The organism is Bradyrhizobium sp. CCBAU 53338 (assembly GCF_015291665.1).
GTDB lineage: Bacteria > Pseudomonadota > Alphaproteobacteria > Rhizobiales > Xanthobacteraceae > Bradyrhizobium.
The window spans coordinates 3,242,400-3,260,817 of the sequence record NZ_CP030048.1 but is presented as its reverse complement, the minus strand read 5'-3'; the positions used below and the strand labels follow the sequence as shown (position 1 = coordinate 3,260,817).

The 18,418-nt window shown below is 59.2% G+C and carries 13 protein-coding genes and 3 pseudogenes; 2 read left to right on the top strand and 14 right to left on the bottom strand.

The genetic code is table 11. The features are described 5' to 3' along the window. Positions 1-57: 57 nt before the first annotated feature. The 4 genes and pseudogenes from XH90_RS39820 to XH90_RS15140 form a co-directional block, all read right to left on the bottom strand. Positions 58-626: pseudogene (locus tag XH90_RS39820) on the bottom strand (aldehyde dehydrogenase family protein); the annotation flags it as partial. Then, positions 508-873 carry an aldehyde dehydrogenase family protein gene (locus XH90_RS39815; protein ID WP_371748366.1) on the bottom strand — a complete coding sequence of 122 codons (366 nt, stop codon included), beginning with the start codon at positions 871-873 and terminating at the stop codon, positions 508-510. The gene XH90_RS39815 and the pseudogene XH90_RS39820, both read right to left, overlap by 119 nt. Before the next feature lie 77 nt (positions 874-950). Beyond that, positions 951-1,376, bottom strand: coding sequence for an ester cyclase (locus XH90_RS39035; RefSeq protein WP_194482217.1), 426 nt, complete (start codon positions 1,374-1,376; stop codon positions 951-953). Between the two features lie 1,467 nt (positions 1,377-2,843). After that, positions 2,844-5,006, bottom strand: a complete 2,163-nt coding sequence (locus tag XH90_RS15140; RefSeq protein WP_194482216.1) for a pyridoxamine 5'-phosphate oxidase family protein — start codon at positions 5,004-5,006, stop codon at positions 2,844-2,846. A gap of 84 nt (positions 5,007-5,090) precedes the next feature. Here XH90_RS15140 and XH90_RS39810 point away from each other — a divergent pair, with 84 nt between their 5' ends. Further along, positions 5,091-5,483, top strand: coding sequence for a helix-turn-helix domain-containing protein (locus XH90_RS39810; RefSeq protein ID WP_194482215.1), 393 nt, complete (start codon positions 5,091-5,093; stop codon positions 5,481-5,483). A 290-nt stretch (positions 5,484-5,773) separates the two neighbouring features. Here the strand turns inward: XH90_RS39810 and XH90_RS39030 are convergent. From XH90_RS39030 to XH90_RS15085, 10 genes and pseudogenes are all read right to left on the bottom strand, one after another. Then, positions 5,774-5,913: pseudogene (locus tag XH90_RS39030) on the bottom strand (glycerol-3-phosphate dehydrogenase); the annotation flags it as partial. A 420-nt stretch (positions 5,914-6,333) separates the two neighbouring features. Beyond that, on the bottom strand, positions 6,334-8,430 hold the full coding sequence (locus XH90_RS15125; protein ID WP_194482214.1) for a 3-hydroxyacyl-CoA dehydrogenase NAD-binding domain-containing protein: 2,097 nt from the start codon (positions 8,428-8,430) through the stop codon (positions 6,334-6,336). Positions 8,431-8,499: 69 nt separating this feature from the next. Continuing rightward, positions 8,500-8,847 (bottom strand): annotated as a pseudogene (locus XH90_RS15120) (RidA family protein); the annotation flags it as partial. A gap of 85 nt (positions 8,848-8,932) precedes the next feature. Beyond that, the gene (locus XH90_RS15115; protein WP_194482213.1) at positions 8,933-9,328 is read right to left on the bottom strand and encodes a RidA family protein; all 396 of its coding nucleotides are present in this window, start codon (positions 9,326-9,328) and stop codon (positions 8,933-8,935) included. 32 nt (positions 9,329-9,360) lie between these two features. Continuing rightward, positions 9,361-10,542 (bottom strand): acyl-CoA dehydrogenase, encoded by a 1,182-nt coding sequence (locus tag XH90_RS15110; protein ID WP_194482212.1) that lies wholly within the window; start codon positions 10,540-10,542, stop codon positions 9,361-9,363. 11 nt (positions 10,543-10,553) lie between these two features. Next, positions 10,554-11,732 (bottom strand): acyl-CoA dehydrogenase family protein, encoded by a 1,179-nt coding sequence (locus tag XH90_RS15105; RefSeq protein WP_194482211.1) that lies wholly within the window; start codon positions 11,730-11,732, stop codon positions 10,554-10,556. After that, positions 11,732-12,580 (bottom strand): enoyl-CoA hydratase family protein, encoded by an 849-nt coding sequence (locus tag XH90_RS15100; protein WP_194482210.1) that lies wholly within the window; start codon positions 12,578-12,580, stop codon positions 11,732-11,734. Before XH90_RS15100 ends, XH90_RS15105 begins: the two co-directional genes overlap by 1 nt. Continuing rightward, on the bottom strand, positions 12,577-13,368 hold the full coding sequence (locus XH90_RS15095) for an SDR family NAD(P)-dependent oxidoreductase (protein WP_194482209.1): 792 nt from the start codon (positions 13,366-13,368) through the stop codon (positions 12,577-12,579). Before XH90_RS15095 ends, XH90_RS15100 begins: the two co-directional genes overlap by 4 nt. Next, positions 13,365-15,686 carry a bifunctional salicylyl-CoA 5-hydroxylase/oxidoreductase gene (locus tag XH90_RS15090; protein WP_194482208.1) on the bottom strand — a complete coding sequence of 774 codons (2,322 nt, stop codon included), beginning with the start codon at positions 15,684-15,686 and terminating at the stop codon, positions 13,365-13,367. The genes XH90_RS15095 and XH90_RS15090 overlap by 4 nt, the downstream gene beginning before the upstream one ends. 72 nt (positions 15,687-15,758) lie before the next feature. Then, entirely contained in the window at positions 15,759-17,345 is a 1,587-nt protein-coding gene (locus XH90_RS15085; RefSeq protein ID WP_194482207.1) for an NAD(P)/FAD-dependent oxidoreductase, read from the bottom strand. A 282-nt stretch (positions 17,346-17,627) separates the two neighbouring features. On the opposite strand from XH90_RS15085, the gene XH90_RS15080 reads away from it, so the two are divergent. Next, positions 17,628-18,407, top strand: coding sequence for a cyclase family protein (locus XH90_RS15080; protein WP_194482206.1), 780 nt, complete (start codon positions 17,628-17,630; stop codon positions 18,405-18,407). The last annotated feature ends 11 nt before the right edge of the window (positions 18,408-18,418 follow it).

Genomic DNA, 18,418 nt, shown 5'->3' with positions numbered 1-18,418 from the left:
CTCGGTAAAATTTTCGAGCGCAGCGGTGCTGTGCTCGCGGCCAAGGCCGGAGTCGCGTTCGCCGCCCCAGGGCAGGCGCACGTCGGTGTAACCATGGTATTCATCCGGACCGAGCCGACGCGGGCCCGCAAAATGCTGGAGCTTGCCGATGTCGCCGCTCCAGACGCCAGCGGCGACGCTGTAGGCCGTGCCGTTGGCGATCCGCAAAGCGCCGGCCTCATCCCTGAACTTGATGACGCTGAAAACCCGGCCGAAGATTTCCCCCTGCGGGATCCGCATCTCGTGTTCGACATTCGCAAACGCCGCAGGGCCAATGAAGTAGCCGCGCTCGGCGACCCGCTTCCCGCCGGTACGAGGCTCGCCCCCTCCTGACGGCCGATGTCGACATAGTCGAGGATCGACTTCATCTGCTTCTCGGAGATGACGGGGCCAAGCGCAGTCTTGCTGTCGAGCGGCTCGCCCATCTTCAGGGACTTGGCGCGCGCAGCAAGACGTTCGACGACTTCGTCATAGGCCCTCTCCTGCGCCAACACGCAGGAGCCGGCCGAGCATATCTGGCCGGCGTTGGAGAAGATCCGGGAGGCCGCGGCTTTCGAAGCTGCTTCGAGATTGGCATCGTCGAAGATAACGTTTGGCCGATTTGCCGCCGACCTCGAGCGAGACGCGCTTGAATTTGCCGGCCGCGCCTTTCATCATTCCACGACCCACGCCCGGCGACCCGGTGAAGGTGACCTTGTCGAAATCAAGGTGATTGACCAGTGCGTCGGCGACGACGCGGCCCGGCCAGGCGACGACGTTGAAGACGCCCGCCGGCAGGCCCGCTTCGAGTGCGAGCAAGCAGCACTTCGAGCTGAAGGGGCTAACCGAGCTCAATTCGATTAGGGCATAGCAGTGAGCCTGCTTTTCGCGGATAAACGCGAAAGCAGGCCTCAACTGGATAACGGAGATGATTACCCCCCCAGCGGAGGGACGACTCCTAATGTCACGAGAATTGCGAGCACATCGAACTGTTCCCAATGTGCAGTGATCTTGCCGTTGCGTATCGCATAGGCGGTGATGCCATTCAGGCGGAAGCTTCGTCCCGTTGGGGCGACGTGCAGAAATTGTCCAACATGTGTGACGTCCGCATGCCAGATCGCCACCGCCGTCTCGCCCTGCTCGATGAGACGATCAATGTGATACACTTGGCGGAATGCGCTGTTGATGAAGCCGACCGTCTTGGCGAATCCCGCCTTATTTGGCGTCGCCCCGAAGGCCGGCGCATGGTCGACGAAGTCGTCAGCGACCCGTTCAGCTACCAGGCGCGTCGCGGCCTCGGGATTATTAACGTTATAGAATCCAGCGAACAGATCAGCGCCGAAAGGATTGATGCTCATGATGACCTCCTAAGGCCTAGCTAAATTGATGGAGCGGGAGCTCCGGCGCGAGCGCCGCGGAGCGAATGTTTTGTGATCAGGCATTTCGCCCGTGTGACGTTTTAGATTTCGGCGAGCTACTGTCTCACGGTGCGCGGCGTTCAGCCAGCAGCCTTTGTGCGCTGGTGCGCTCGTCGATAACGTTGGCCGGGAGTTCACGGAGCCGTGGTCCAGAACGCTCCGCTCGCCTTTACCGTGCGTGCCGAGCACTCACCTTCCCTGCAGCTAACAAATGGCCTCAAGGGGACCACCCTGTGCGCCTGTGGCGCCGTGGACGACATAAGCCATGAACTCTCCTTAGTATCAGGCATTTACTGAGAATTTGTTGGTGCAAGAGATTCACCGGTTAAGTCAAATGCACTAATGGGAAAATCTTGTCGTAAACGTGCTGCTACTTGGCAACCGATTGGGGCGGCACCTTACACTGCTCCACCAGATGCACTGGTTGAGCCCGCTCGGGTTGGTGACACGGACCCAGCAATCGAGACCGCCTGCGTGGTCGCGGACAGTTCCAAGTTGCCAACCTGTCGAACTCGACGATCCAATTTCAGCTTTGATCACTAAACGTGGCGCCTCATGCATATGAAGGTAAACTCTATTCAATCGTCGCCAGCGACTTTGGCTCGTCCGAGGATGGGCAACCGGGAAGCTACAACTGCATCTCAGGCGTGGTGGGTCCGAGTCGGGATGGACTAATGCCCCCTCTTCGACACGCGAGGTATCGCCTGTGCCAATTGCCCCCTCGGCTCCATCGTTGACGGTAAGCCGTTCCACGATATTGCGGACACTATAATCGGTCCTACGGCTTTGTCTGGATACAACGCCGCGCACGCCCGATTGCGATGGCGCTCCCAACCCGAACAAAAGTGCACATGTCCTTAATCGACGACTATACATTCGTGCGGGCGCGCGTTGCCGGCTGCTGGACAAGCACTTGCACTAAAGTTGACCTCGCCGGCACCGTTGTCGATCGTTTATCGCTTTGACCTTGAGATCAGCGTTTCTGGATGAAACGAGTGTCGCCTATCGGCAGAAGGCGCGATATGGCTGGGAGGACGGCGGCGTCGTAAATTGGCGTTTGACGCGAGGTTCGAGTACTCGGCTCGGGGACGACCGCGCATCTGCTGGGATCGTGCAGGACGCGATGTTCCTGAGCTCCGACGGCCAGCACCACATGCGACATGGCACTGGTACAAGGATGGCGTGCCATTTCGAAAGACATTGGTCGATGAAATCCGCGCCAAGGTTTCCCGCGAGACCGATGAAATGTCATCGACTTTGGCGACTCCAACTGGGCTCGCCTGCTCCTGCGCGTTGTTGATTCCATCTCCCTCGGCCAGGAACCGCTTCCCATTATGTTGTTCTTCGACTTCGATGATCGCTTCGTATCACCCAACGTTCCCTTGGTTTGCTCCAGCAAGCGCAATTTCACACGTCGATGACGACCTCATCTTTGCCCTCCGGCACCGTGCAGCAAAGCAATATCTCTGAATCGTCCAGTTCGGCGACAGGTGGCAGTGTATAAGTCACAGATCCCCTGACCAAGCGCGCGGCACAAGATCCACATACACCCGATTTGCAGCCATAAGGAGCAGTAACACCCGCCACACCAGCCGCGCCGAGTAGAGAGCCAAAAGACGAACTCCAGGCGATGGCCTTTCCAGTACGCCCAAATCTGATCAATTGGCTCGAACCAGCGGGGCGTATTTTCTCTTGCTTACGCAATACCCTTGCCGGGCCGAACGACTCGAAATGAATCTGTCGGTCCGGCACCCCCAGGCCGAGGAGTGCGTCATAGATCGACTGCATGAAGCCGCCAGGGCCACACAAATACGCGTCTATGTCGGATGTGGGCAACAAACGGGCCAGAACGTCGCGGTCGATCCGGCCGACGTGGTCAGCAAGCCTTCCAGCCTGGTCTTCCCGGTTTGGCGCACTGAGAACGAAGTGCGCTGACAAGTTCGCATGATGACGGACCTTGTGAATTATGTGTGCAGCAAAAGCGAGATCGCCACCATTCCGAGCCGCCTGCAGCCAGATGATCGGCTCAGCATGACGCGTCCGCATGTCATTGACTAGAAGACTATTCACGATCGCCACCATTGGAGTAACGCCGACTCCAGCGGAGATCAGCATTACTGGCTTTCGAGTGGCAGTGTTGAAGATAAACTCGCCTCGCGGCGGGAGCACGTCAATAACTGCGCCTGTGGGACGGTCATGAAGCCAACAAGAGGCAATCCCGTCGCGTTTCACGCTAATTCTGTAGGTCCGGCCATTGGCCACCTCAGACAACGAGTAAGACCTAACTAGATGCGAGCCGTCATCCCCAGCTAGCACTTTGATAGGCAAAAACTGTCCGGCCAGGTGCGCAGCAACGCCTCCATCGTCCGCCGGCTCAAGCACAAAGGAAAGAATGTTTCTACTTTCCTTATCCTTCTTGACAATTCGAAATGGTCGCCACCGCGCTAATTCACGGCTTGCTTTCTGGGCCTGTACCGCCTCCGACCAGGTACCCGTTCCCTCGATCTCGGTTGACACTTCTGTCGATCCGACCGCTCGAAACGGTAACGCGCCGCGCAACCTGATAATCTGTTTAATGTGAAAGCGGACAAGCCTTTGCGCGCCCGCAAAGCTCCTTAATTCTTCTCCCTCCCAAATCACCTCGGATCGGCAAGCTATCATGGTTACGTCCCCAGACTTGAAGTCCGCGAACAGCAAACCAGCACGCGGCTCTACTGACAAGTTGCCTAGTGTGTTGAAGACATAATTTCCGACAAAGTCTGGGGTCGTAATCGTTCTATCATCATCAATACGAATAAACCCGGGCCGCCCGCCACGGTGCGACACGTCAGCTCCCGCCGAAATATCTTCGGGTCCGCCCGGACTGGCGCTCGCAATGTAGAACGTATCGGCACCAGCAAGCATAGTTCTGTCATGCAGAGTAAGCCGATCGGAATGCTCAATGTTCGCACTCGGTCGTTCCTGTAGAAACTCCAAGTCGCGTCCTTGAATGTACTGCGGGCAGTTCCCAAAACTCTGAACCACTCGAATTGCAAAGCCCCTCTCATCCAGCGTCTGAAAACGACCGCTGATACGATTACGGCGGCGCGTCGGAAGCTCGATGCCGAGCACACCGATCGGTGCGCCATCGACCAAGTGGCGAAGTAATGGATCGCCCGGGAGTGGATCCGCTTCGAAGCGAAGAATTACCGGATCAGTCGAGTCCACGAAACCGGGCCGCCCAACCAGCATCGATGCCCAGGGTTGCCCTTCATGGTCAACGCTTCCGATCAGAACAAACGGAAGCTGACCAAAGAAGACGCGATGCTGTTCGGTTAAGTGGTCTTGGATCACTCGGCGCGCGGCGAAGTCAATTTGCTGCCTTCGCCCGTACAGCTCGTGCAACGCCCGCTCGCCTTGGTGAAACGGAGATTGATCAAAGGGCCATCCTAAACCTGGTTTCGATATCATCGCTCCCCCTGCTCTCATGCCCATGTTGTAGCGGCTTCGATGCGAGTTAGCCGAGCCCATACGTTCGAATAGCAATCCCGAGGGATCCACTTCCGGAGCAACGGCCAATATATGAGACACGAAAATCTCAATAGTGCAGTAACTGCGTCTATGTTAATGCATTTACCGCATCGGTTACGTCAAATGCACTAATGGAACTTTCATATGGCTCGAAAGGCACAGTTACCGTCATGTGGAGTCGAACGCTTCCTCCTCCTCCTCGGCGGCCCTTGGGCCACCCTTATTATTAGAGAGCTTTTGCACGGTCCTCAGCGCTTCATGGACCTACGCAAAGCGTTGGTAGGTATCAGCGCACACACGCTTACTCATCGACTGCGCCGGTTCGAGCAGAATGGGCTTGTGACACGCACGGCCTTTGCCGAAACGCCTCCAAGGGTGGTTTACGAACTAACGCCCCTGGGATTCTCGCTTGAAGGTATCCTCTACAACATGAATGATTGGGGCAATTCGATACCCGAAGATGTTCTTATGACCGCGCTCGCGAATGAACGCCAATTGCGACACTCGGCTGGCTCGCCGCAAGGTCGAGCACCTTGACGCAGCGAACGCCAGCTGGAAACGCTTAGCCGAGAGCGACTAATATTGGCCCTTCCTACACATCGCGTATTCGATCTCGCTCTCGTATCTCAAAAGCGAGGTATCTGACCGGGCCCTTCCGTTCAACCTTTGCGTGACGTATCGAGGCTCCATGCGCAATCCGGTGAGCTGCGTGCAGCGAGATTTCATCGCCATTGTCTCAGTTGATCTGGTTCGCATAGCGCCCACAGACTTGCAATCAGGCGCACAAAGACGGCGAAGAAGTCCCCAATGGGAGATGCTCATATCCGAGTGACCCAACGTACTGATGGCTGCGTGCCCTCTTTATGAATATCGTACCACGCCAGAAATTTCAGGGACCAGCATTCATCAGGATCAGGGGCGGATGAATGATCGGCCCGCCATGCATCAATGCAGGAGAGAGCGCGTCCTCGATCCGATGAATTGCAGGAAGCTCCTTGAAACTACTGCAAATTCGCTCGCCAACAGCATGGGGGCTGGCCGGGCGTCCTCAAAGGAATCCTGTCCGAACCTCGACATAGGCAGGAATATCCTCGGCGCGCAGCAGATAGTGCGTCACCTTTACGTGCACTGTCATCCGGCTAACGCCAGCATGTCGATAATTTGCGCCACGCCAGATCAGCCTGGCCTGCGATGTCGGACGGTAGCTTGCCGTCAATCGCAAGCCCAGGTGTCCCCGACGCGAGCAGCCAGCGGGCATTTCCGCTCAGCTCGTCAAAACCTGCCCGGGCGTACGTAACCGTCCTCTCAGGTCGTTGATAGCTTCACCGAGGAACTGATATCGTCAGCGTGCTAAACGCTGACGATGGTGGTGAGGTACCCGCTCTCATCACGCTGCTTTCGATGCTGCCGCCAGCGAGGCGAAGGTCTTGCCCTCTGCCGCAAGCTTCTTCAGCAACGGGGCGGGTTCGAGGCTCGGGTCGTTGGTCTCCTTGGCGTAGTACGAAAGACGATCAGCGATGTGCTTGAGGCCGACACTGTCGGCCCAGAACATCGGGCCGCCGCGGTAGATCGGCCAGCCGTAGCCGTAGAGCCAGACCACGTCGATGTCGGACGGGCGGGCCGCGATGCCCTCTTCGAGGATCTTCGCGCCCTCGTTGATCATCGGATACATCATGCGCTCGAGGATCTCGTCGTCGCTGACCACGCGCTTCTTGCGGCCAAGGCGCAGCAGCGTCTCGTCGATCAGCTTCTCGACCTCGGGGTCGGGCATCGGCGCGCGCGAGCCAGCTTCATATTTGTAATAGCCCTTGCCGGTCTTCTGGCCGAAGCGGCCGGCTTCGCAGAGCGCATCCGCGATCTCCGACTTGATGCCGCGGTCCTTGCGCGAGCGCCAGCCGATGTCGAGGCCGGCGAGGTCGCCCATCGCGAACGGTCCCATCGGCATGCCGAACTTCGTGACGACGGCATCGACCTGCTGCGGCAGCGCGCCTTCGAACAGGAGCTTCTCCGACTGCTTGCCGCGCTGGGCCAGCATACGGTTGCCGACGAAGCCGTCGCAGACGCCGACCACGGCGGGCACTTTTGCAATCTTGCGCGCGATGGTCACGGCCGTCACCAGCGCGTCCGGCGCGGTCTTGTCGGCACGGACGATCTCGCACAGCTTCATGACGTTGGCCGGCGAGAAGAAGTGCATGCCGAGCACGTCCTGCGGGCGCTTGGTCGCCTTCGCGATCTCGTCGATGTTCAGGTACGAGGTGTTGGAAGCGAGCACGGCGCCCGGCTTGACGTACTGGTCGAGCTTTCCGAACACTTCCTTCTTCACCGCCATGGTCTCGAACACGGCTTCGATGACGAGGTCGGCATCGCCGACATTCTCGATCCCGACGACGCCATTGATCAGCGCCATGCGCTTGGCCGGTGCATCCGCCGGGATGCCACCGCGCGCCGCGGTCGCTTCCCAGTTCTTCTGCATGATGCCCATGCCGCGCTTGAGCTGCTCTTCACCCATCTCTATCAAAGTGACGGGCACGCCGGCATTGGCAAACGACATCGCGATGCCGCCGCCCATGGTGCCGGCGCCGAGAATGGCAACACGGTTAACGGGACGCGACTTGGTGCCCTCGGGCACGCCCGCGATCTTGTTGGCCTCGCGCTCGGCAAAGAAGGCATAGCGCTGTGCCTTGGACTGATCGGAGGCGACGAGCTTGAGAAAACCCTCGCGCTCCTTCTTTAGACCTTCGTCGAACGGCAGGTCGATGGCGTAGCCGACGGCGTCGGCCGCCGCGAACGGCGCCTCCAGGCCGCGCGACTTTTTGGTCATCGCCGCGACGGCATTGGTGAAGATCGAGCGGTCGGCCTTCGCGGCCGCGATCTTGGAATCGTCGTCGCGCAGACGGCGCAGCGGGCGCTTCTCGGCCAGCAGCTTGCGCACAAAGGCCTCGCCGCCGGAGGCCGGACCTTCCACGATCTCCTCGATCAGGCCGTTCTTCAGCGCTTCGGCTGCCCCGATCGGGTCACCGCCGACGATCATCTTGACCGCGAGCTCGGGACCGACCGCGCGCGGCAGGCGCTGGGTGCCGCCGGCGCCCGGCAGGAGGCCGAGCTTCACCTCGGGCAGGCCGAGCTTGGCATCCTTGACCGCGACGCGAAAATGACAGGCGAGCGCGACTTCGAGGCCGCCGCCGAGCGCGTTGCCATGGATCGCAGCAACGACGGGTTTTGGCGAATTCTCGATCTCGGACAGCACGTCGTTGAGGGCCGGCGGCTTCGGCGGCTTGCCGAACTCGGTGATGTCGGCACCCGCAATGAAGGTGCGGCCGGCGCAGGTCAGCACGATGCCCTTGATGGCGGGGTCGGCGATCGCGGCCTTGACGCATTCCAGAATTCCACCGCGGACTGCGGCACTCAGCGCATTGACCGGAGGGCTGTTGACCGTGACGATCCCGACTTCATCATGACGCTCAAGCTTGACCACTTCGCTCACGGCTTACTCTCCTTCATGGCCTCTGCCAACGCTAGTCTGCTTTCTTCGCAGCCTTGTTCGCGCATCAGCGCGCGGTAGCACGGCCGTCGCCTCGATTTCAACTCGCGCCGCCTTCTCGACCAGGCGAACGACCTGAACCAGTGCCATCGCCGAAAAAAATATCTCACGGTACGCCTGGCCCAAACCCGTCAGATTCGCCAGATACTCGTCCATATCAACGACGTACCAGATGAGACGCACGAGATGCTCGGGCCGCGCGCCGCCTTCGGCAAGAATGACCGCGATGTTGCTCAAGGTCTGACGGACGCGCGGCACGAAGCCATCGGCAAGACGTTCCTCAGCGTCCCAGCCGATCACGCCGCCAGTGACGACGATTCGCCCTTCCGCGGCCACGCCATTGGTATAACCTTTAGGTATCGGCCAGCGGGCTGCACAATCCGTGTAGCCTCATCGACGCACAGTAGATCACGAAGCCCGCATCGCCCGACGTAGGGCACGCTTCTCAATCAGGAATAACGGCGGTCGCTTGCACTTCGACTTTAGCGCGGTCTTCTATCAGTGCAGACACTTCGACGGCTGTCATGGCAGGAAAGTGCCGTCCCATCACTCGACGATACGTTTCTCCGATTTGTCTAAGCCGTGCCAGATAGTCCCGACGATCAGTAAGATACCAGGTGATGGTCGTGATGTGCTCGGGTCCTCCGCCATCGCACGCCAGGACCGAAACGATGTTCTCAAGAGCTTGACCGATCTGGTCAACCAGATCGTCGCTTTCGAATTTGCAATCCTTGTTCCAGCCAATCTGTCCTCCAACGAAGACGGTGCGACCTCTCGCGCTTACGCCGTTGGCATAGCCGATCGGCTTAGCCCAGCCTTCAGGTTGTAGAGTCTTGTACATCTGTGTTCCCAATTCTCCTATTAAGCATCCGCCTAGTTCGCAAATGCAGCGATCCCAGTAAGTCCCCGACCGATGATGAGAGCATGGACGTCATGTGTTCCCTCATAGGTGTTGACCACCTCGAGATTTACGAGATGCCGAGCGACTGCGAACTCGTCTGAGATGCCATTTCCACCAAGCATGTCGCGCGCGACACGAGCGATCTCCAAGGCTTTACCGCATGAATTGCGTTTGAGGATCGAGGTCAACTCAACGGGCGGATGCCCTTCTTCCTTCATTCGACCGAGCCGCAAGCACCCCTGCAAACCGAGACCGACTTCAGTCACCATGTCCGCGAGCTTCTTTTGGATCAACTGGTTGGCACCGAGCGGCCGCCCGAATTGTTTGCGCTCCAGTACATAGGACCGGGCGACGGAGTAGCACGCCTCGGCTGCGCCCAGGGCACCCCACGCGATGCCGAACCTTGCCGAATTGAGGCAAGTAAATGGACCCTTTAATCCCGTTACGTTCGGCAAAACGTTCTCTTCCGGAACGAACACGCCATCGAGAACGATCTCGCCGGTGATGGAAGCACGCAGTCCGACCTTCCCATGAATAGCCGGTGCACTCAGACCCTTCGCGCCCTTCTCGATCAAATATCCACGGATTAGACCATCCTCGGATTTTGCCCAGACCAGAAAGAGATCGGCGATGGGGGCATTTGTAATCCACGTCTTGCTACCGCTGAGGGAGTATCCACCGACTACCTTCTTGGCCCGCGTGGCCATCGATCCTGGGTCCGAGCCATGATCCGGCTCTGTCAGGCCAAAGCAGCCGATCCACTCGCCCGTCGCCAACTTCGGAAGATACTTCTGCTTCTGAGCGACAGAGCCGAACGATTCAATCGGCGTCATAACGAGGGACGACTGTACGCTCATCATCGAGCGATATCCCGAATCGACGCGTTCGACCTCACGCGCAATGAGGCCATAGGCAACGTAGCCTAGGCCGGCACCACCGAACTCAGGCGAGACGGTACATCCAAGAAATCCGAGTTCACCCATTTCCCTGAAGATTGCCACGTCAGTCTTCTCGTGACGGAAAGCATCTCTAACTCGTGGCGCGAGCCTGGCTTGTGCATAGTCTCGGGCTGTCTTTTCGACCATCCGCTCCTCTTCCGTCAGTTGACTTTCAAGGGCAAACGGATCATTCCAATCAAGCTCTTGTAACGACATATCTGGTCCTCTCACCGCGACTTGAGAAATTCGCGTGCAATGATCAATTTCTGTACCTCGGTGGCACCTTCGTAAATTCTCAGCGCGCGAATCTCGCGATAGAGGCTCTCCACGACCTCCCCCTTTCTTACACCGCGACCGCCGAACATCTGGACTGCGCGATCAATCACGCGTTGGGCCGTTTCGGTAGCTGCCAGCTTGGCCATCGCCGCTTCCCGAGTGGTCGGCAGCTTCTGTACATCGCGGCGCCACGCGGCCCTGTACGTCAACATAGCCGCGGCGTCGGTCTCGGTCGCCATGTCGCCCAACGCGGCCTGAGTCAATTGAAGGTCCGACAGCGTCGCACCGAACATCCGGCGATTGCGCGCGTGCAGAAGCGCCTCGTCGAGTGCCCTGCGCGCAAATCCAAGGGATGCTGCCGCAACAGAGGCACGGAAGATGTCGAGCGTCTGCATCGCAATCTTGAAGCCTCCACCTGGCGTTCCTAACATGCGCTCGGCGGGTATCCGACAATTAGTGCAACGCAGTGTGGCTAGCGGGTGCGGAGCGATCACATCGATCCGCTCGGCGATGCTGAAACCCGGGTCATCGGGAAACAGCACAAACGCAGAAATGCCGCGAGCACCCGGCGCTTCGCCGGTTCGCGCGAACAATGTGTAGACGTCGGCGATCCCTCCATTGGAGATCCAGGTCTTCTCGCCGTCGAGGATGTAGGCACCGTCCTCGGCGCGAGCGGAGCAAGCCATAGCCGCAACGTCCGAGCCCGCTTCCTTCTCCGAAAGGGCGAATGCCGCAAGCCACTCACCCGACCGTACCTTGGGGAGCACTTGTGACCGAAGCTCGGGCGAGCCCGCAATTGCGATTGCGCCAGAACCGAGGCCCTGCATGGCAAATGTAAAGTCCGCCAGGCCATCGGCGTAGGCAAGAGATTCGCGAGCAAGGCAGATCGATCGAGAGTCAATCGAACCAGCGTCAGCATTCGGTGTAGCAACCGCGCAATCTAGTAGGCCGGCTTCGCCCAACGCCCGGACGATCTTTCTGCATGCGCCATCGACATCGGTGTGATCGATCGCTGCGATAGCACCTGAGTTTACGAAATGGTCGAGCTCATCTCCGAGAGCTCGGTGACGCTGATCGAAGAACGGCCACTCTATCCAATCGCGGACAATCGTTTTTGCGGGAAAACCCATCAGTCACCCTCAAAGGTTGGCTTGCGTTTGGAAGCGAAGGCCTCAAAAGCTCGACGGAAGTCTCCCGTGGCCATGCAGATTGCCTGCGCCTGCGCTTCGGACTCGATCATCTCGTCGATGCCCATGGCCCATTCCTGGTTCATCATAGCCTTGGTGATTCCGTGCGCAAACCACGGTCCGTCGGCAAGAGTGCGGGCCAATGCCACCGCCTCAACCTCCAAATCGCCGTGCGAATGCAGGGCGTTGTAGAAGCCCCACGTATGGCCTTCCTGGGCTGTCATAGCGCGCCCCGTGGCAAGAAGCTCCGCCGCACGTCCTTGACCGATGATGCGCGGCAAGATGCCACATGCTCCCATATCCGCCCCGGCGAGCCCGACGCGCGTAAAGAGAAAGGCTGTTTTGGCTTCAGGAGTGGCCAATCGCAAATCCGACGCCATTGCCAGGATTGCTCCTGCGCCGGCGCATATTCCATCCACAGCAGCGATGATCTGCTGCGGGCATTTGCGCATCGCACGAACCAGGTCGCCCGTCATACGCGTGAATGCAAGAAGATCATGCATCCGCATTCGCGTCAGGGGCTCGATGATCTCGAAGACGTCACCACCCGAGCAGAAGTTTCCGCCGGAGCCCGTCAACACCACCGACCGAACGTCCGACGCGTAGACGAGATCACGAAATAGATCACGCAATTCGGCATAGCTCTCGAACGTCAGCGGATTCTTGCGTTCGGGACGGTTCAGGCGAATGATCGCAACACGCCCATCGGTACTGGCTTCGAATCTTAGGTGTTTCGCGGCGTAGGACGCGAACGGTCGACGTCCTTCCTGCATTGCGGATTGCTCACTCATCCTGCCATCACCTCTCCACCTGCAACCACTATCGCCTGGCCATTGATCGACGACGCCCCCGGCGAGACGAGCCAGAGCACGGCGTCGGCAACCTCGTCGGGTTTTACCAACCTTCCTTGCGGATTCGATTTGACGAGCTCAGCGATCGCTGCATCGCGGGATTTTCCAGTCTTTGCGACGATCGTGTCGATGGCGCGCTCGATGAGAGGCGTTTCCGTAAAGCCCGGGCAAACCACGTTTACTGTTACTCCGCTGCGCGCAACCTCGAGCGCCAGGGCGCGGGTAAGACCCACGACACCATGCTTGGCCGCGCAATAGGCCGTTACATAGGCGTACCCCACCAGGCCGGCGGTTGATGCCACGTTCACGATGCGCGCGCCGGCACCAAACTGCTTGAGGTCTGGCAGCACTGCTTGAGTGACCAGAAAGATCCCGGTGAGGTCAACCGACAGTACTCGAGCCCATACTGCCACCTCAGTCTTCTCGAACGGCGCACTGGGTGCTTCCCCTGCGTTGTTGATCAAGATCGAGATCGGACCAAACAATTCGCGCGCGGCCAGAATGCCACGAGCGATCGCCGCCTGATCGGTCACATCGAAATCGTCAACTACGAGACTTGCTCCCCTCGGCAGCGTGCGACTAACGTCATCGAGAGGCTGACGTCTACGGCCGGCTAGACTGACACGCGCACCGGCACCCGCCAAAGAAGTGGCAATAGCTGCCCCAATGCCACTGCCGGCGCCGGTCACGAGCGCGTGTCGGCCGGCGAGAGGTTGGATTGCGCTCATTTTGCTGACACTGCCGCTGCGGAGCGCGCCAGATTGGTTTCGTACTGTACTTTTGCCGACAGGTACTGTTTCGGCCAATTGACGGCCGTGATTCCGATACGCGCTGCTTCATGTAAGGTCCACGCGGGATCGGCAAGATGCGGCCGCGCAATCGCACAGAGATCGGCTCGGCCGGCTGCCAGGATCGAGTTGGCGTGATCTGCCTCCGAGATCGCACCCACGGCGATGGTCTCGATGCCAATCTCGTTGCGGATCAGGTCGGCGAACGGCGTCTGGAACAGCCTCCCATAGATCGGCCGCTCCTCCTTCCAGACCTGCCCCGACGAGCAATCGATCACGTCGGCGCCCGCATCCTTGAACATTGTTGCAAAGATCGCTGCATCGGCGGGCGTGTTGCCGCCCTCAGTCCAGTCATGGCAGGAGAGCCTAACGGACATCGGTCGCTCCGACGGCCATACCGCCCGCATCGCCTTGAACACCTCTAATGGATAGCGCGCTCGGTTCTCGTGGCTACCGCCGTACCTATCGGACCGCCGGTTGGTCAATGGCGACAGGAAGCTCGACAAGAGGTAGCCATGAGCGCAATGGAGTTCGAGCCAGTCGACGCCAGCCTCAGCTGCCCGACGCGTCGCGGCAACGTGATCGTCACGCACGCGATCCAAGTCGCTGCCATCCATCGGCCGCGGCAACTGGCTGTGAGGGAGGTAAGGCAACGCCGATGCAGAGATCAAAGGCCAGTCGCCAGACTTAAGAGGTTGATCTATTCCCTCCCAGGCGACTCTCGTCGCACCCTTGCGCCCGGCATGACCAAGCTGAATGCCCACTTTGGCATGCCCAAGGCTGTGGATCAGATCGACGAGGCGGCGCCACTGCTCAGCCTGCGCGTCGTTCCAGAGCCCTAGACAGCCTGGTGTGATACGCGCATCCGACGAGACGCAAGTCATTTCGGCGAAGATCAGCCCGGCACCACCCATGGCGCGCGCACCGAAATGGGCGATGTGGAAGTCGTTAATGAGCCCGTCCTGCGCCGAATACATTGCCATCGGCGAGACCACGATCCGATTCGCAAGCGTCAGGCCGCGCACGCGGTGTGGCGTCAGCATCGGCGGCGGCACCCGCTCGCCATCCCGGACATTGATGCCCGCACGCGCCGCGTACCAGCGCTCAAAATCCTCCAGCCAGGTGCGATCGCGTAGGCGGAGATTCTCGTGGCTGATGCGCTGGGAGCGCGTCAGCATAGAATAGAAGAATTGCGGCGGCTCGAGTGTGTCGGCATAGCGGCGGCCCACCACCTCGAACCACTCCATGGCATTCCGCGCGGCATTTTGGATGCGCGCGACATCGACACGGCGCACCTCCTCATAGGCCTCCAGCACGGTCGCAATGTTGGCGCGATCGTGACCATGACGGTCGAACTGATTGACAAGTTCGATGGCGTCGTCGAGCGCGAGCTTGGTGCCTGAGCCGATGGCGAAATGCGCGGTGTGCGCGGCATCTCCCATCAGCACGACATGCGACTTGCCGTTGAACACGCTCCATTTGCCGCAGATCAGGCGGCTGAAATTCAGCCAAGCCGAACCGCGCAGATGGCGGGCATTGGTCAGGAGCTTCGCGCCATCGAGCGTCTCGGCGAAGATCTTTTCGCAGAAGTCGATCGAAGCCTGCTGATCGAGCTCGTCAAGCCCGTGGGCCTTATAGGCTTCCTCCGTGGTCTCGACGATGAAGGTCGAGGTTTCGCTGTCGAACTTGTAAATGTGCGCCTGGAACCAGCCGTGCTCGGTTCTCTGGAAATCGAACGTGAACGCGTCGAACAGTTTCTTGGTGCCGAGCCAGATGAAGCGGTTCGGCCTGATCACCATGTCCGGCTGAAATTGTTCGGCATAACGCGTGCGGATCCGGGAATTGACACCGTCGGAGGCGACAATCAAATCGGCGTCCGGAAAATCGAGATCAGTCTCCACCTCACGCTCGAAGATCAGCTCGACACCTAGAGCCTCGCAACGCCGTTGCAGAATGTTGAGCAGATGCTTGCGTCCGATACCGATGAAGCCATGGCCGCTCGTGCGCTGGCGCGTTCCCTTGAAGATGAGCTCGATGTCATCCCAATGGTTGAACGCATCCTCGATTTCGGCGGCGCTTTCGGGATCGGCGACACGCATTGCAGTCATCATGGCGTCGGAGAACACGACACCCCAACCAAATGTATCGTAGGGCTTGTTGCGTTCGACCACCGTGATGGAGTGCCCTGGATGTCGGCGCTTCATCAGGAGGCCCAGATAGAGACCGGCGGGGCCGCCGCCGATACAGACTATGCGCATATCCTCGCTCCACAAATATTTTAAGCTTAAAATATTTAAGCATAAAGCATCTTGTCAAGGGAATGTTCTAGGTCAGGTCCCTTTGGCTGATCCCGCTAGCATTTTCGCCAACATGAAACCCGAACCAGCGCCGGTGCCTGCGCCCGGCCATGTCGAAGCTCCGCACATATACAACCGGCGAACAGGCGTGCGATATCGTGAATAGCCCGCAACCGGCCTGAAAATGAAATTCTGGTCGAGGTGATGGCTCCCCGAGAGGTTATCGCCTCCGATAAGACAAGGGTTCTCGCGTTCGAGATCCAGCGGTGAAAAGACGGCCCGGCCGATCAGCTTCGAGCGCAGGCCCGGCGCATACTGCTCAAGCAGCTCCAGCACGCGCTCGGCATAAGGCTCCTTGGCGCGATCCCAGTCCCGCGCCTCAATCGTGCCGGCGGCGTCGCCAACAATCGCGGACGGCAAAGCCCGTACCTGCACCCAAAGGATGTGCTTTCCCTCGGGAGCACGGCTCGGATCGATGGCAGTCGGTTGTCCGACGACAAGCACCGGTTCCGCCGGCAATAGACCGCTCGCAGCCTCCGCATAAACTTTGGACATCATTGTTAGGTCGGGGGCAATGTGGACGTACGCAAACCGCCCGAGAGGCTCGCCAGCGCGCCAGCTGGGGGGGCCGTCGAGCGCCAGATGAATCATCATGGTACCAGGCCCAGGACGAATACGCGCAACACGAGCATCAAACTCAGCGCGCCCTGGATCGGGCGGGAGGAGCGAGCCAAAGACGAGCTGCGGGTGCAGGTTGGCGACCACAGCGCGACGCGCTCCTATACGCGTTCCGTCTGCAAGCCGCACCCCGCATGCTGCTCCCATCTTTGTTTCGATCTCCACAACGGGCGACCTCAAGCGGATGTCGACACCTTCGGCGCGCAATAGCCCGCACATGGCTTTGATGATGGTATCCGCGCCCCCATCGCCGACAACCATTCCAAAGGACTGATCAGCCATCGCCTCAATATAGGGAAAGAGTGCTCCGCCGGCCGTATCGGGCGCAAAGTCCAGATGCATACCCCAGGCGGCCAACATCGCTTTGACCTGGGGCGAATGAAAATGCGCATCCAGGAAGTCTCGCGGAGTGGCCAGCAGTAGCCTCGCAGTGTCGGCGAGCCAAGCTACTCCTTGCTTACGCCAAGCCGAGACGACAGCGCGCACGGCAGCCACCGATGGCATCGGCGACCCAAGTAAGGCGAATATATGCGGCGCGTCGGCGCGAAAGCGTTCCACCATATCGCGCCAGGCTACTGCATCCTTCTTCGATATCGCGAATATGGCGGAGAGGGTTTTGTCTAGATCCGCGCTTACGCCGAGATAAGTGTGATCACGAAAGACGCTGGCAAAGCAGTCGGAAACAGGCAGAAATCGAAGTCCGTGCGCAACGAGCTCATCCTTATAAGTCGCAAAGAATGGCGACCCAGCGAACATCGACAAATTCATTGCGAAAACGTCGTGCCTGAACCCCGGCAGCGTGAGCTCGGCCGTCTTTACCGCGCCGCCGGCCGCTGCGCCGGCCTCCACGACGGCGACTGACCAACCACGCCTACTGAGATGCACCGCGGCAGCAAGCCCGTTGTGTCCGCCCCCCACCACTACCGCGTCAAAGGTGTTCATTCCATCTTCCCAAATACATACCGATGCATATATCTTTTTGATCACAACCCGCAACTTAGTTCAGACGCCACGCGGATCGCTAAAGTTTGATTTCGTGGTTTTATCCGAGATTTCTGCCCCATTGAAAGAATATGCTGCCGTTCAAATGCGGCTCCGGACCTTGAGGCGACTAGCCAGATACTTGCATTTTCATATGTCTTGATCTAGCTTGCGCTGATAATCAAACCAGCGTGGCGCATTACACCACGCCTCGGGACGCATACATTCCAGGGAGAAAACAGGATGAGCCAACTTCTTGCAGATTTTGCCACGGCGCTCATTTCAGGCGCCGTGAAAGTCGTCGACCTTTCCGCGCCTCTCGGCCCCAACACGCCGATCCTCTATTTGCCCCCCGAGATCGGCAAGAATACCCCGGCCCTGAAGGTCCACGAAATCTCGCACTACGACAAGAATGGCCCCTTCTGGGCCTGGAATTGGTTCGAGCTTGGCGAGCACACGGGAACGCACTTCGATGCACCGGTTCATTGGATTTCCGGAAAGGACCACGCGGACGGCACGACCGACCGAATCCCCGTGAAGAATTTCGTTGCGCCCGTTTGTGTCATCGACCGCTCGAAGGAAGCGTCGGAAAACCACGATTATTTGCTCACCGCCGACAGTGTCCGCGATTGGGAGAAGCAGCACGGCGCCATTGAAGCTGGATCGTGGGTGCTGCTGCGCACCGATTGGTACAAGCGCAATGGATCCAGCGATACGTTCCTGAACGCCGATGCAAGCGGGCCGCATTCACCCGGTCCGACTGCGGAAGCTATTCAGTATCTGCTGAGCAAGAACATTATTGGATGGGGATCAGAGACCATTGGCACCGATGCGGGTTCTGCCGCCGGCATGACGCCACCGTTTCCTGCTCACCATCTGGTGCACCAATCAAACCGATACGGCCTCGCGAGCCTTTGCAACCTCGACCTGCTCCCGCCGAAGGGAGCAATCCTGATTGCTGCGCCATTGAAGTTCGTCAACGGAACGGGTTCGCCTATCCGAGCACTCGCACTCGTTCCCTGATCGCGGTCGCA

Coding starts and splice junctions, on each gene's coding strand:
- XH90_RS39035 (WP_194482217.1), bottom strand. CDS start 1,376: ATGAGCATCAATCCTTTCGGCGCTGATCTGTTCGCTGGATTCTATAAC.
- XH90_RS39810 (WP_194482215.1), top strand. CDS start 5,091: ATGGCTCGAAAGGCACAGTTACCGTCATGTGGAGTCGAACGCTTCCTC.
- XH90_RS15115 (WP_194482213.1), bottom strand. CDS start 9,328: ATGTACAAGACTCTACAACCTGAAGGCTGGGCTAAGCCGATCGGCTAT.
- XH90_RS15110 (WP_194482212.1), bottom strand. CDS start 10,542: ATGTCGTTACAAGAGCTTGATTGGAATGATCCGTTTGCCCTTGAAAGT.
- XH90_RS15105 (WP_194482211.1), bottom strand. CDS start 11,732: ATGGGTTTTCCCGCAAAAACGATTGTCCGCGATTGGATAGAGTGGCCG.
- XH90_RS15100 (WP_194482210.1), bottom strand. CDS start 12,580: ATGAGTGAGCAATCCGCAATGCAGGAAGGACGTCGACCGTTCGCGTCC.
- XH90_RS15095 (WP_194482209.1), bottom strand. CDS start 13,368: ATGAGCGCAATCCAACCTCTCGCCGGCCGACACGCGCTCGTGACCGGC.
- XH90_RS15090 (WP_194482208.1), bottom strand. CDS start 15,686: ATGCGCATAGTCTGTATCGGCGGCGGCCCCGCCGGTCTCTATCTGGGC.
- XH90_RS15085 (WP_194482207.1), bottom strand. CDS start 17,345: ATGAACACCTTTGACGCGGTAGTGGTGGGGGGCGGACACAACGGGCTT.
- XH90_RS15080 (WP_194482206.1), top strand. CDS start 17,628: ATGAGCCAACTTCTTGCAGATTTTGCCACGGCGCTCATTTCAGGCGCC.